The sequence below is a fragment of the Pseudobacillus wudalianchiensis genome, assembly GCF_001685015.1.
GTDB lineage: Bacteria > Bacillota > Bacilli > Bacillales > Domibacillaceae > Pseudobacillus > Pseudobacillus wudalianchiensis.
Map to the genome: position 1 here is coordinate 47,851 of NZ_MAYT01000023.1, position 14,934 is coordinate 62,784.

A 14,934-nucleotide genomic window follows, 5' to 3' on the forward strand; every position below is an offset into this window, starting at 1 on the left:
AATGAAATCAAAGGTCAAAGTTAGTCAAAGTCAAAACTTAACCTACTAAACTATTGAATCTCTAAACATGAACGGAAAGGAATGAAGTGTATGTTGTGTCAAAACTGCCATCAACATCAAGCTAATGTTCAATTCCGTATGAATATTAACGGAAAAACAAAACAGCTTTATCTATGTTCAAATTGTTATCAAAAAAATAAACAACCAATGGGAGATGGTGCGATGAACTTTCAACAATTTGGAGGATTTCCTTTTGATGACCTAATGAAAGGCTTCGGTTTTTCTAATATGAACGGCCAAGCAGCTCCTTCCCCTAAAATGCAGCCGCAGCAAAACGGCGGCAATGGTGGAAACGGCTTTCTTGATCAATTCGGCCGCAGCTTAACCAATATGGCAAAAGCCGGTTTAATTGATCCAGTCATCGGCCGAGACAAAGAGATCAGCCGTATTATTGAAGTATTGAATCGCCGCAATAAAAACAATCCTGTCTTGATTGGTGAACCTGGTACAGGTAAAACAGCGATTGCAGAAGGCCTCGCTCTCAAAATTGCGGAAGGCGATGTACCTGCTAAACTTAAAGAAAAAGAAGTATACTTGCTGGATGTGGCATCCCTTGTGGCAAACACCGGCATTCGTGGTCAATTTGAAGAAAGAATGAAACAATTAATTACCGAATTGCAGCAACGTAAAAACGTCTTATTGTTTATTGACGAAATCCACCTAATTGTTGGCGCTGGCTCTGCTGAAGGCTCAATGGATGCCGGCAACATTTTGAAACCAGCACTTGCTCGCGGTGAATTGCAATTGATTGGTGCGACAACTTTAAAAGAATACCGCCAAATTGAAAAAGACGCCGCGTTAGAACGACGCTTCCAGCCCGTTCAAGTAAGCGAACCAACAGTAGCAGCAACGATCCAAATTTTAGCTGGCTTGCAAAAACGCTATGAGGACTTCCACGAAGTAGCCTTTACAACAGAAGCGCTTGAAGCTTGTGCGAAATTGTCTCACCGTTACATTCAGGATCGCTTCCTGCCTGACAAAGCGATCGACTTGCTCGATGAAGCCGGATCAAAACTGAATTTAACAATCGATACACAAGATAAAGAATCCATTAACGAACGTCTTGCTCAAATTTCAAAAGAAAAAGAAACAGCCTTGCAAGAAGAAAACTATGAAAAAGCAGCCAAACTGCGTGATGAGGAACTAAAATTAGAAGAAAAACTGCAAGGAACAGAGGAAACTGTTGAGCGCCCAGTCGTAACAGCAGAGCACATTCAACAATTAATTGAGGAAAAAACAGGTATCCCTGTCGGCAAACTTCAAGAAGACGAACAACAAGCGATGAAACACCTAGAAGAGAACTTAGCGAAAAAAGTTATTGGACAAGCAGAAGCTGTTCAAAAAGTGGCTAAAGCGATCCGTCGCAGCCGCGCCGGCTTGAAATCAAAAAATCGTCCAATCGGTTCCTTCTTATTCGTCGGCCCAACTGGTGTAGGGAAAACAGAACTAACAAAATCACTCGCTGAAGAATTATTCGGCTCTAAAGATGCGATGGTGCGTCTTGACATGAGCGAATTTATGGAAAAACACAGCGTCTCTAAATTAATCGGTTCACCTCCTGGATATGTAGGCCACGAAGAAGCCGGACAGCTAACAGAAAAAGTACGCCGCAATCCGTACAGCATTATTCTGCTTGATGAAATCGAAAAAGCCCATCCAGATGTGCAGCATATGTTTTTGCAAATTCTTGAAGATGGCCGTCTTACTGACAGTCAAGGACGGACAGTCAGCTTCAAAGACACCGTCATCATCATGACAAGCAATGCCGGAACAGCTACTAAAACGATTACTGTCGGTTTTGAGAAAAATAATGCTATCAAAGAAAGCTCTATCTTAGATTCTCTCGGCAGCTTCTTTAAGCCAGAATTCTTGAACCGCTTTGACAACATCATTGAATTTAAATCGCTCGAAAAAGCGGACTTACAGCAAATCGTTGAATTAATGCTTGCTGAATTGAATCACACTCTTACGGAGCAATCGATTGCACTTCACGTAACAGATAAAGTCAAAGAACGATTGGGTGAACTCGGCTACCATCCAGAATTCGGTGCCCGTCCGCTCCGCCGTGTTATTCAAGAACAGCTCGAGGATGGCATCGCTGACTTTATCCTCGATCACCCAGAAACAAAGCAATTAAAAGCTGTGTTAAAAGACAACGATATTCAGATTGTAGCTGCCTAACCATAATCCAGCGTCTGAACGCTTAGATTATAGAAAAAGTCTGCCTTATATATCATCAACGTTTGTCAACAGCCTGAAGCGTCTGAGAATAACTCAGACGCTTCTTTTTTATATTAATTTGCTTCCCGCTTGATCCAGCCACTGTTCAATCGGTTCAATGACCTTTCCAATGCAGTCTTCTGCAAATGGGGAAGCTAATCCAGCCAGCTTAACAATGTCTGTGAAAGACAAACTGCCGCCAACCCGGCAGATTTTCACATAATCCTCCCAGGCTTTCTCCCGATTTTCCTGCATCCGTTTCCAGAACTGCAGGGCACATACTTGAGCGAGGGTATAATCAATATAATAAAATGGCACTTCATAAATGTGCCCCTGACGCTGCCAGAAGCCCCCTGCTTCTAAATATGGGATGCCGTCGTAATCACGGTGAGGCAAGTATGTTTTTTCGATCTCTTTCCACACGGCTTTTCTTTCTGCCGGGGTTAACTCGGGTTCTTCATACACCCGATGCTGAAACTCATCTACCGCGGCTCCGTATGGAAGAAACAAAATGGCCTCGCTTAAGTGAGCATACTTGTATTTATCTGTATCCTCTTTAAAGAATAGCTCCATCCACGGCCACGTAAAAAACTCCATGCTCATCGAATGAATTTCGCACGCTTCATACGTCGGCCATAGATATTCAGGAACCGTGAAATCCCGGCTTGAGTACACTTGAAAGGCGTGCCCCGCTTCATGTGTGAGCACATCAATATCTCCTGATGTCCCGTTAAAATTAGAAAAGATAAATGGGGAACGGTATCCAGAAAGGTACGTGCAGTATCCCCCGCCTGCTTTTCCTTTTTTTGCTGTAAGGTCCATCAATTCGTGGTCAAGCATAAATTGAAAAAACTCGTTCGTTTCCTGGGAAAGCTCTTTATACATCTTCTGCCCATTTTCCACGATCCACTCTGCCGGCCCTTTCGGCTTCGCGTTGCCCGTCGTAAATTGATAGCCCTCGTCGTAAAACTTTAATTCCTGCAATCCAATTCGCTCTGCTTGAGTCTTTCTGAGCTTAGTCGCAAGCGGAACAATGTATTTCTTTATTTGTTCTCTGTATCCTTTGACCATCTTCGCATTATAATCCACCCGGTTTAAACGGCCATAACCAAGCTCAACAAAGTTTTGAAATCCGAGCTTACGGGCGATATCTGTACGAACTTTTACTAATTCATCATAAATAGCATCAAATTGTTCTTCGTGACGAGCAAAAAAAGCAAAGCGCGCTTCGGTTGCTTCCTTCCGTACAGAGCGGTCTGCCGACTCCGTGAAAGGCTCAATTTGAGCAAGCGTCAGCATTTCTCCCTGAAACTCAATTTGAGCAGAAGCCACGAGCTGTGTATATTGTGAGGAGAGCTTGTTTTCTTTCTCAAGCAGCGGCAGCACTTCTGGTGAAAAAGTTTTCACTTGAGCTTCCGCTAAGAGGAACAGCTGTGTGCCGAAATTCTTTTCAAGCTCCTCCCGAAAAGAAGAAGCTAACAGCGCTTCGTTGATCTGTGAAGCGATCCCTTCCATCCTTGGGGAAACTTCGTCCATGTAATCCTGCTCCTGCTTGTAAAACGAGTCATTCGTATCGATTGTATGCCGGATATGGCAAAGGTCCATCATCGTGCTTATCTGGCTGCGAATGTCATTCATCCTATTTAATGCATCCACTTGCTTTTCTACGCAATCCGCTTCCTTAAACTGCTTCAAACTTTGGCTAATCTCTCTTTCAGCCCGTTCTACATCCGGGCGCTCATACTTATATTCACTAAATTTCATTTAGATTCTCCTTTCTATCGGTTCACTCTTTTAATGTGATTCTGTTCACCATAAGGATTGGTTTTTCCTTCGGCCGCTTCTCTTTCCTTAAGTATTCGGCTTCCACTCCAATCCATCGCCCCAAATTTAATATATCACCTTCCAATTGTGATTAACCTCTGCTTTAACCGTTCCCTGTTTCTTTATGTAATCAGCGAGCAGTTCCGACATATCCGTCTGTATTTCTTTTATCACTTTCTTCCCTTTAAACATTAAGTAATCTCCCCCGCCTCCTGCACGGTAGTTATTTAACACAACCTGATAGAGACGTTTAGCTTCAACCGGTTCCCCATGATAGGTTAATTGCTCAATCCGGCTGCCTGGTGCCTTTTGAAGATTAATTGTATACTCAATCCCTTCCCACATATCATAGTTATAATGCTGGGGTTTAGGATAAGAAAACTTAGGGCTGACGCCGGGTCTTCCGTCTGGAAGCAGCGTAAAATAAGAGGCTGAACGCTCTAATGCCTTTTTCATTTCCTCGCCCGTAATTTCAATAACAGCTAATGAATTAGGATAGATATAGTTAGATACGATATCCCGCATCGTCACTTCAGCAGGGAGACCGCGCGAGCCGTTATGAAAAAGCGCTGTACAAGAAATGTCTGTCTGGGATGCTTCCATCTGTACTCGATTAATGAGTTCGATAAGCGGATGTTCTGTTAACCTGACTTGAAAAGGATCATTGATCTCCATATTTCCCTCTATCGTCCCAATGACTTCATCCAGCCATTTTTGCGTTTGCAGCTCTTCTTCTTTGACTAATTCAAGAATTTCTTTATCAGCTGTAAAGTGTTTAGCCTCTATTATGTCAACAGAAAGCTCACTCAGCTTCACCGACTCTTCTGACAAAGTAAACTCTGCTGTCACTTGTCCCATAGCTGCTCCGCTGAATCCAGGCTGAACAACGGCTACACCGTTTATAAACTCTGCTGCTATTCGGTGCTGGTGCCCAGTAAGCAGCACATCAATGCCTTCTACTTCCGTACATATCCGATAAGCTTGATTTTCCCCTTTTTCTTTTGTTTCGATTCTTTCTCCATTGGCGAGGTCAATTTCAAATCCACCATGATAAGAAACAATCATAATATCTGGTTTTTCTACTTCTCTAATGTAATGGACCCACCTTTGAGCCGCAGCGACCACATCGGTAAAAGACAATCCGTAAATATATTCCGGCTTTTCCCAGTTAGGAATGTAACTCGTCGTGATGCCAAGCACAGCAGCTTTAATTCCAGAAGTAAAATTCTTTATAAAGTAAGGACGTCCGAAATAAGGGGATTTTGATTCCTTATGTAGAATGTTGGCGCTTAAAAAGGGGAAATGAGCATCTTGTTCGGCTTTATTTAACATCTCCATTCCGTAATTAAATTCATGATTGCCAAGCACAGCCGCATCATATTGTAAATAGTTCATCGCTTTGATCATCGGATGGACGCCTTGACGGAGGGAGCGGTAATAAAAGCTCGCTAACGGTGTGCCTTGGAGAAAATCTCCATTGTCTACTAACAAGACATGATCATTCTCTTTCCGCACTTGTTTAATAGCCGTTGAAAGCCGAGCGAGACCATGATCAGCCGTCTTGTTCGTTCCGTAATGAATAGGAAATATCGCTCCGTGCACATCACTCGTTTCAAGGATGTTCAGCTTAATTTTTTTCATTCTTATCCCCCTATGCCAGTTATTAATTCTTTTTATTCAACTTACCACGTTTTTCCTCTGTTTTAAAAGAGCTTATCCAATGAAATTTTTCCTAAGTATACATACAAGGGAGAGAAAATAATAATAGTTTGCTATAATGAAACAGCAATGAATTTTTTAAAAGGACGAAACTAGATGAATAAACGTGAACGAGCGATCTATTTTTTCATTGTCGTGCTCCCTGCCATTCTAGCTATTTTTGGCTGTTATCATTTTCTTGCTGATCGTGCCGATGAACAGCAGCGTGAAAAATTAGAATGGGCAGCGACTCTTCATCGCAATCAATTAGATCAATTTATTAATGAAACAAAAGTCAGTATGGATATTCTAGCTGTAAGCACGGAAGAAGAAGTGCAAAGCTTGGGTAAAGATGGACACATCCCCAATGAAGTTCAGGCCATATTAAAAAAAATGGCCGGAAAAGATCCACGCTACGGGGGGATTTATATCCTCGACTTTGAAGGCAACTTACTTACCGGCACGAATGACTTATTGAAACAATATAACCTTAGAAACAAGCCCTATATTAAGGAAGCTCTCTTAACGAAAGACACAGCTGTTTCCGATGAAGCTGAAACATTATCTAACAATCAACCTGTTATAGCGATCGCTACACCTGTAATGAAAGATGAACATGTGGAAGCTGTTATCGTTTCACATATTCGATTAGATTACATGAAAAATATTATGAGGATGCTGACACCCGAATATTCTATCTCAGTTGAAAATGCCAAGCAGATACCGATTTTTTCTGTTAATGAAAAAGTAGACGCCGAAGAGAACCGGCATACTGTTGAATATCCTCTAGCTCAGCTTCCATGGAATTTAATCGTTACGGCTAGGCAATCCAGCCAAAATCATCTGCTTGCCCTTACCTTACTGTTTGGTATAGCTATTATTGTCCTTCTTCACATCGTTTTTCTACTCGTTAAATATATGATGCTAAAGAGGCAAACAAAGCTGGAGAGAATGCAGCAGGAGGCTCAAAAGCTTGAACTCATCGGAACGTTAGCCGCAAGTACAGCCCACGAAATACGCAACCCGCTAACCGGAATAAAGGGACTCGTCCAGCTATTAAATGAAAAATACAATCACCCGGAAGATAAATTTTATTTTAGTGTCATCAATAAAGAAATTGGACGTATCAATCAAATTGTTAGTGAATTTTTGATTTTAGGAAAACCGACTGCTCAAAAAATCCAAACGGTTGATATACGTGAAATTGTCTTTGATTTAAATCCGCTCATTCGTTCCGAAGCTAATTTATATTCTATTGAATATGAATTAACCCTTCCTGAACAAGAGATATGGGTTCGTGTCAACACCGATCAAATGAAACAAGTTTTATTAAACCTGACAAAAAATGCTTTCGAAGCGATGTGTGATGGCGGACAATTAAGCTTAAATGTTTTAAAAGGCGAAGAAAATTGTTATATTACCATTGCTGATACTGGCCCCGGCATCAAGAAAGAAGATCTGGACTTGATTTTCAAGCCATTCTTTACTTCCAAAGAACATGGAACGGGCCTTGGTCTAGTAGTATGCAAAAGAATTATAGAATCATTCGACGGCTCCATCGAAATAGATAGTGAACATGGTTTTGGTACTGTCGTCAGCATTACCCTTCCTCTTCAATTTCATGAGCCCGTTGAATAAATAGCAAAGACTGCTGTGAGCGCTCCTATATGTGCGTCTGCAGCAGTCTTTTATGATTGAATTCAGTTTTTAGGTTTAGTTTCTCCTTAAATAGGTTATATAACAGGAGGATGTCGTCTTTAGAAAAACAACTAGAGAGAAATAAAGGAGAAAGAAACATGGCTGATACAGTATGGAATGAAGCGGCACTAGAATGGCATACAGACTTTTTAAAAATTTATGATCCGTCTACTCGCACATATAGAAAAATAGCCTCTCTTACTGAGGCAAAAAGATTAATCAAACAATCATCAGAACCTTTTATTCGTACAGCCGCAGCTATTTATGCATTTTCATTGACTGCTGTACGCTCTCCCTATACAGAAATACAGATTTTTATCGCAAAACTCGAAAAAGAATCACGTCAGTTAAAACAATTGCTGGCCTATTCTCCGTTTTCCAAGGAATTGCTTGATCATCTATTGGAAGCCGGAAAAAAATCGCAGTCGATCAACGGGATCAAAACAGATATTTATCATGAAGCAATTCGCCTATCCATCAAAATTGAAGATTATTTCAATATAGGAGAAAGCTTAAAACGCCGGGCTTGACAGCCGGCGTTTTTTTAAAAAAATCTATAAGCGACGCACTTTACGCATCCCATTTTTACATAGAATCATGTTTTCCAGACGACGCTTCCTATTTTTGTATAATGGCGAGGTTGGCGGTTTTCCTGTATAATGTCATGTTGTGTTTAAAATAATACTGCAGCCAGTTGCTACATCATACTTTTAAGGTGAGGGTTTATGTCTAAAAGAGATTATTATTTTGATAACGCAAAGTTTATTTTAATTGTTTTCGTTGTATTCGGTCATTTTATTCGCTCGTATATCGGTGATAACCCTGTTATCTTTGCCTTGTATACAACCATTTACTTGTTTCATATGCCAGGGTTTATTTTAGTATCAGGTTTTTTTGCCAAAAGCTTTTATAAAAAAGGATACGTTAAAAAAACGGCTCAGAAAATTTTGCTGCCATTCTTTATTTTCCAAATTATTTATTCCTTTTTTTATTTTTATTTGTATGAAGATCAAGCACTGCATCTTGACTTGCTCGTGCCCCAATGGTCATTATGGTTTTTGCTCAGCTTGTTCTTCTGGAACTTATTGCTGGTCATTTCGGTTAAATGGCTAAAACTCAAACCAGTTGTCTTACTGACTGTTTCTTTCGCTATTGGAATTGCGATTGGCTGTATCGATCGTCAGTTAGATGTGTTAAGCTTTGCTCGTACGTTTATTTTCTTCCCATTTTTCTTAATTGGATATTATTTAAAAAAAGAGCATTTCAATTTGCTTGCTCATAAAACCGTTCGTATCGTCTTGTTCTTTAGCGCACTTGCTGTCTTTTACACGGCACTTAGCTTCCCTGATTTTGACCAGAGATGGCTGCTTGGCTCTTTCTCTTTTGCAGACTTAGGGGCTTCAAACTTCTCAGGAATAATCCACCGCACGGGCATTTATATGGTAAGCTTTATGATGATTGCTGCTTTTTTTGCTTTTGTACCGAAGAAAAAGTTCTTTTTTACCGATTGGGGCAGAAATACATTGTACGTTTATTTACTGCACGGCTTTGTCATTAAAACCTTCCGTGAAAGTGAAGTGAAAGACTCAGCTGAGTCAATTCTTCTCTTGTTGATTGCATCTTTATTTTTAACGATGATTCTTTCTTCGACGGTAGTGACAACGGTGGCTCAACCGTTCATCGAGACGAAATGGTCCAAGCTTAAAAAGCTCTTTTCCAATCGATATGAACAAGGCAAAATATCAGAAAAGCTATAAGGAGAAGTTGATTCATGAACGTCGTTCTCAGCACATTAAACGCTAAATATATTCATACCAATTTGGCTATCCGTTACTTAAGGGCTTTTGCAGAGCCGGATTATCAAGTAGACCTGGCCGAATATACGATTAAAGATCCTGCTATTAATATTGTAACGGACCTCTATAAACGCCAGCCAAATATACTAGGATTCAGCTGCTACATTTGGAATATCGAAGAAACACTTGCTGTCGTTAAAATGATGAAAAAGGTTCTTCCCGAAACAATCATTGTTCTCGGTGGCCCAGAAGTGACTTATGACGTTCCTTATTGGCTTGAACGAATTCCAGAGGCGGACTTTATCGTAATCGGCGAAGGAGAAGAAACGTTCAAGCAGCTGCTTGATGAAATAAAGGGTGAGCAGGATTGGAATAAAGTAAGCGGCATTGGTTATTTAGAAAATGGAAAGCCAAAAATCAACCCGCAACGAAACAAGTTAGACTTGCGCGAGCTGCCTTCGCCATTTCGATTTGATGAAGACAAAGCCCATTTGTCTAAAAGAATCACCTATATCGAAACGAGCCGCGGCTGTCCGTTCCGTTGTCAATTTTGCCTTTCTTCCATTGAGGTCGGTGTCCGCTACTTTAACCGGGAAGCCATTAAAGAAGATATCCGCTATCTAATGGCAAACGGTGCCAAGACGATTAAGTTTGTCGATCGGACGTTTAATATTAGCCGCAGCTATGCAATGGAAATGTTTCAATTTCTCATTGATGAGCACGTTCCTGGAACGGTTTTTCAATTTGAAATTACCGCGGACATCATGCGGCCGGAAGTTATTGATTTTCTCAACAAAAATGCACCTAAAGGATTGTTCCGCTTCGAAATTGGCGTACAATCAACAAATGACACGACAAATGAACTCGTTATGCGGAAACAAAATTGGTCGAAGCTTGTACGTACCGTTACAATGGTCAAGGAAGGCGGAAAAATCGATCAGCACCTTGATTTAATTGCCGGCTTACCGGAAGAGGATTATCATTCCTTCCGCAAAACGTTCAATGATGTTTTTGCGCTCCGTCCGGAAGAGCTTCAGCTTGGCTTTTTAAAAATGCTTCGCGGCACCGGCTTGCGTATACGTGCAGCGGAACATGACTACGTGTACATGGACCATGCACCGTACGAGATTTTAGGGAATAACCTTTTACCTTTTGCCGACATCGTAAAAATCAAACAAGTTGAAGATGTGCTTGAAAAGTATTGGAATGACCATCGGATGAATGAAACGATTGAATACATTGTCACTCATTGCTTTGAAACACCGTTTGACTTTTTCCAATCGTTCGGAGCTTATTGGGAAGAACAAGGCTGGGGCAGAATTGGTCATCAATTAGAGGACTTATTCAAACGTCTGCGAGAATTTTTACTTGCAGTCCGTCCTCATCAGTATCCAGAGATTGAAAGCATTATGAAGTACGATTATTTGCTGAATCAGCGGTACAAGCCGCGGAAGCCTTGGTGGGAACCTGTACTTACTAGACAAGAACGCTCTTCTTTATACCAAAACATTTTACAAAACCCTCTCCTTCTTGGTCAGGACTTTGTCAATCTTGGATTAACAGAAAGAGACGTCTATAAACACACGATGATCGAGCCATTAACGATGTCGTTTATAGAAGGCAGTTGGTTGAAACGCCCTACTTATCTTGTCGCCTACTTTGAGCCGGCAAGCGGGCATCCTACTTTCTTTTTCATGGAAAGTGAAGCAGCCGCAAACGCCATGTAACCTAAATACAAATAGGCTGATTTGTCCCTTAGCGGACGAATCAGCCTATTTTGATTTCTTCAAGAAGAGCCAACAATCTTTTTCCCTCTTGGCGCAGTGCTATACGGATCAGGCTCCACTGTAATGCCAATTTGATCGAATTGCGTATCGTGTGCAAGCTCGTACGTTAATGCTCCCTCGCCGCTTTTATTCGGTTTAAATATCCCGGCATTTTCTCTCTTTCCATTTCTTAACAACCACACTTGATAGACCTCCGAACCGTTCAGCTCCGGCAAATCATCTACTTGGACAACTAACCTTTTTTCTTCTCCTTGCTGCAACACAATCGCAGAGCCATCTGTATTTAAAGGATTCCCTAGCTCTGCAGCCTGCAAGGAAAAAGTGGAGACTACTTCGACAGGAAGGTTCCCTTGGATAGTTTCATGCCTCAGTTGATTATTAGAGATGGTTAAAGCGACCGAAACAACCATCAATAACAAAACCGTTATGCTCGCTACAGGAGAAAACTGTCTCGAAAGCCATCCCATCCATTGGCTGATACGAGCCAGCCAGGATGTCTTTTCGTATTTTTCCTGATCGTCAAAAACAAATGCCATCACTTCCGATTTTAACGTTTCCGGTACTTCTTTTTCTTCTATATCTAAGTATAAGGAATGCCAGATATCCGTCATAATTTTATACTCCTTTGAACAGTCAGGGCAATGATGTAAATGCTGTTCGAATTTCTTTTTAGCCCTTTGGTCTAAGTCATCCGCCATAAATGAAAGCAGGTGATCACATTCCCTGTCCATTTACAAATCCTCCACTTCTAAATACTTTTTTAATTGTTTTAAGGATTGATGCAGCCTGCTTTTCACTGTGCCTACTGGCTCATTCTCTATTTCAGCAATTTCTGTTAGAGAAAACCCTTTCCAATAAAATAAATCAATCAATCTCTTTTGTGCAGTACTTAACTTGCTTTTAGCAGCCAATACCGCATTAAGTGTTAACCTCTGTTCAATTTCGTCCACTGGATTGGTCAATTCAGCAGAAGCATGCTCCTGGATTTGTTCAGTATGTTTTACATGGAGACTATTTTTTCGAATATAATCCAAGCACACGTTTCGAGTAATGGTCAAAAGCCAATTAACAAATTTTCCTTTTGAAGAGTCATAGGAGCTTTTCGTTGTCCATAGTTTCAAAAACACTAACTGAACCATTTCCTTCGTTGAGTCTGCATCACCGTTTGCAAATTTAAAGGCAAAGCTATAAATCAATTTTATATAACGGTCATATAACTCTTCCAGGGCAGACCGGTGTTTTTTCATCACTAGTATGATTAACTCTTCATCACTTTTTTCCTTCAAACAGACCCGCCCTCCTTGCTATGATAATCCTTACATTTTAAGCTCTGTTATAGTTGATGATTGAAAAACAGCCTTCACCTTTAATGAAGCCAAATTCTATTCATTCCATAATAAAGAACCGCCACTATGGCGGTCGCAGAGTTATAGATAAAGTCTATAGTCTATTCCTCAGGCTAGTTGAAAACGGTTATCTTTCGAGGAGCGGAGTGACCATCAGGGTCATGAGCAACGAAGAAAGCGAGCGTTTCTCAACAGCCTGGGACCGCCACCATGGCGGTCGTTCCCTAAAAGAGTGATTTATTGAAAGGTTGTATTTTTATTTATAATATACCAAACACTTTTCACCCCTTGTCCCTTTAGATCCCCTTCTTGTTTATCACCGGCAAAGTAATACAGCGGATAACCCTTATACGTAACTTGTTGCTGGCCATTATCTTCCCTTGTAATGGTCCCAAAATCTTCTTTCTCGAATCCTGCTGGCACCTCAAAATTACTTTCTGTAAATGGAGGCCATTTCTCCAGGCATTCACCGCTGCAATGACTCTTTTCCTCTTCATCCTTCTTAAAATAATAAAGGGTCATTCCTTTAGAATCAGCAAGATATTCACCTGCTGATTGATCTTTGAGCAACTGCAAGTTCTGAGTTTCTTCAGCAGCGGTCTCGACCGCCGCATCCTTGCCTTTATCACTTGTCGGTTCAGCGGCATTGTCGCTCTTTCCACAGGCAGCTAAAAGAATAAGAGCTGAAAATAGAAAGACCATCCATCGTTTTTTATTCATCTTTGCTCACTCCCTTTTAAATCTATTGCCAACCCCATTTTTGAAACACTTGATGAGAGGTTCTCTTCTTCAAATATTGGATAAACATTTTTGCTTCTTTCTTGTTATCAGAATTGTTCGTTATACTAATCGGTGTGCCTCTGTACAGCTTGTCCTGAACGGGCAGCTGTACTAAATCCGTTACATCAGGCAGCCGATAATGCCACGACTCATAAGTAATCCAAGCATCATATTTAGAGTTCTTTTTCCAAAGATCAATGGCTTCGGCACTCGTTTTAACGGATAGGGCGATATTTCTTTCAATACCGGGAATCAGCCCTTTTCTTCCCGCTAGATCTTCCCACATTCCAAGCTGGCCTGCTCCATTTACATCAATAATCTTCACACCTTTTTTCGTTAAGTCCCCGAGCGATTGAATGTGTTTAGGGTTTCCTTTTCTAACTAGAATCCCCACTGGCCGCGCGTAAAGCTCAGTTCGTGTTTTTTCGTTAATGATCCCCGGATGTTGGATCGTAAAATTGGTCAGCATATACTCGGAACCGCCATAAATAAGATCAGCATCTTCTTTTGCTTGGGTAATCCATTTTTCTTCCGGTCCGCCTGTTACTTCCACTTTTATCCCTGTTTCTCTCGTGAACTGTTCCGCCAGCTCGTTCATTGGGGCAAGAGGGCCGCCGGGACCGTAAACCTTAATAGTGTCATCAGGATTCATCGCCTCCCCCTTCTGCAAAAAAACAGATGACAGCCCTCCAAATAACGCGACAATCATCACGAAGACTGCGGTTAACATTGTTTTCTTCTTCAATCCTCTTCACTCTCCTTGCTTTTTCACTCCGTCTATATTAAATAACGAACTCAACAAAGGAACGGTTTGAATCTTTTTACTTTTCTTTCTCTTCTGTACAAATGCCCCTCTAGCCCTATAGTCCGACAAGGGCAGTCATTCGCTTATATGATTCGCTTCTTATTCATACAATACGATAAAAACTTCTTATTTAAGCTCGTCAAAACACATTGATCTTTGGCAAAAAATAGCTATTATTAAATCTATGAGACTATTTTTGTGGAGGAGTTCATGAACGAACAACTTATTTTAATTGTAGAAGATGAAGTATCCATCCGGAAATTTATCGCTTTAAATTTAAAGAGGGCCAACTTTTCTACAAAGGAAGCTCCGAACGGAAAAGAGGCTTTATCGATCATTGATAAGGAAAGAATCAGCTTAGTCATTTTGGATTTAAATTTACCTGACATAGACGGTCTTGAAGTATGTGAAAAGCTGCGGGCTGCCCACCCCCATCTTCCTGTCATCATCTTATCTGCTCGCGGGCAGGATATGGATCGGATTACAGGCCTTGAACTTGGGGCTGATGACTATATTGTTAAGCCCTTTAATCCGCTTGAACTTGTGGCACGGATTCGTTCTGTTCTCAGACGTACAGAAAGTATACGAGAGCCTGAACCACTCTTAACATCGGGTCCCCTTGAGCTCAATTTAAAAGAGCAAACGCTCACCAAACATCAACAGCCTATTAAACTGACGATGCGGGAATTTCATTTACTAAAATTGTTCTTTTCAAAAATAAATGAACCGATCAGCAGAGATGAATTGCTAAATGAGGTGTGGGGCGAAAACTATTTTGGTGACACCAAAACAGTAGATGTTCATATTAGACGGCTCAGAGAAAAAATTGAAGATGATCCCTCCCATCCTGTTTTCATTGAAACCATTTGGGGCTGCGGCTATCGTTTTAAAAGGATCTATACATGAAACAAGGGATTAAA

General features: G+C 41.0%; 12 protein-coding genes. 6 read left to right on the plus strand and 6 right to left on the minus strand.

From position 1 onward, the window contains the following. Positions 1-90: 90 nt before the first annotated feature. Positions 91-2,241 carry an ATP-dependent Clp protease ATP-binding subunit gene (locus tag A8F95_RS10830; protein WP_065410522.1) on the plus strand — a complete coding sequence of 717 codons (2,151 nt, stop codon included), beginning with the start codon at positions 91-93 and terminating at the stop codon, positions 2,239-2,241. A gap of 108 nt (positions 2,242-2,349) precedes the next feature. Here A8F95_RS10830 and A8F95_RS10835 read toward each other — a convergent pair whose 3' ends face one another. Together A8F95_RS10835 and A8F95_RS10840 are read right to left on the minus strand one after the other, a co-directional pair. After that, positions 2,350-4,044, minus strand: coding sequence for a M3 family oligoendopeptidase (locus A8F95_RS10835; RefSeq protein WP_065410523.1), 1,695 nt, complete (start codon positions 4,042-4,044; stop codon positions 2,350-2,352). A 126-nt stretch (positions 4,045-4,170) separates the two neighbouring features. Beyond that, positions 4,171-5,745, minus strand: coding sequence for a bifunctional metallophosphatase/5'-nucleotidase (locus A8F95_RS10840; RefSeq protein WP_065410524.1), 1,575 nt, complete (start codon positions 5,743-5,745; stop codon positions 4,171-4,173). Positions 5,746-5,919: 174 nt separating this feature from the next. Between A8F95_RS10840 and A8F95_RS10845 the strand changes: the two genes are divergently transcribed. The 4 genes from A8F95_RS10845 to A8F95_RS10860 all read left to right on the plus strand — a co-directional run bounded on the left by A8F95_RS10845 (position 5,920) and on the right by A8F95_RS10860 (position 11,023). Further along, positions 5,920-7,440, plus strand: a complete 1,521-nt coding sequence (locus A8F95_RS10845) for a PAS domain-containing sensor histidine kinase (protein WP_065410525.1) — start codon at positions 5,920-5,922, stop codon at positions 7,438-7,440. Positions 7,441-7,598: 158 nt separating this feature from the next. Further along, entirely contained in the window at positions 7,599-8,030 is a 432-nt protein-coding gene (locus A8F95_RS10850; protein WP_141676262.1) for a hypothetical protein, read from the plus strand. Positions 8,031-8,225: 195 nt separating this feature from the next. Beyond that, entirely contained in the window at positions 8,226-9,257 is a 1,032-nt protein-coding gene (locus tag A8F95_RS10855) for an acyltransferase family protein (protein WP_065410527.1), read from the plus strand. A gap of 14 nt (positions 9,258-9,271) precedes the next feature. Next, on the plus strand, positions 9,272-11,023 hold the full coding sequence (locus A8F95_RS10860; RefSeq protein ID WP_065410528.1) for a B12-binding domain-containing radical SAM protein: 1,752 nt from the start codon (positions 9,272-9,274) through the stop codon (positions 11,021-11,023). Positions 11,024-11,082: 59 nt separating this feature from the next. Here the strand turns inward: A8F95_RS10860 and A8F95_RS10865 are convergent, their stop codons facing one another. From A8F95_RS10865 to A8F95_RS10880, 4 genes are all read right to left on the minus strand, one after another. Further along, positions 11,083-11,814, minus strand: coding sequence for an anti-sigma factor (locus tag A8F95_RS10865; protein ID WP_065410529.1), 732 nt, complete (start codon positions 11,812-11,814; stop codon positions 11,083-11,085). Further along, the gene (locus A8F95_RS10870) at positions 11,815-12,369 is read right to left on the minus strand and encodes an RNA polymerase sigma factor (protein ID WP_065410530.1); all 555 of its coding nucleotides are present in this window, start codon (positions 12,367-12,369) and stop codon (positions 11,815-11,817) included. A 297-nt stretch (positions 12,370-12,666) separates the two neighbouring features. After that, positions 12,667-13,149, minus strand: coding sequence for a COG4315 family predicted lipoprotein (locus A8F95_RS10875; protein WP_065410531.1), 483 nt, complete (start codon positions 13,147-13,149; stop codon positions 12,667-12,669). Between the two features lie 22 nt (positions 13,150-13,171). Continuing rightward, complete coding sequence (locus A8F95_RS10880; protein ID WP_077247325.1) at positions 13,172-13,954, minus strand: extracellular solute-binding protein; 783 nt, start codon at positions 13,952-13,954, stop codon at positions 13,172-13,174. Positions 13,955-14,224: 270 nt separating this feature from the next. Between A8F95_RS10880 and A8F95_RS10885 the strand changes: the two genes are divergently transcribed. Next, positions 14,225-14,920, plus strand: coding sequence for a response regulator transcription factor (locus A8F95_RS10885; protein ID WP_065410532.1), 696 nt, complete (start codon positions 14,225-14,227; stop codon positions 14,918-14,920). Positions 14,921-14,934 lie beyond the last annotated feature (14 nt).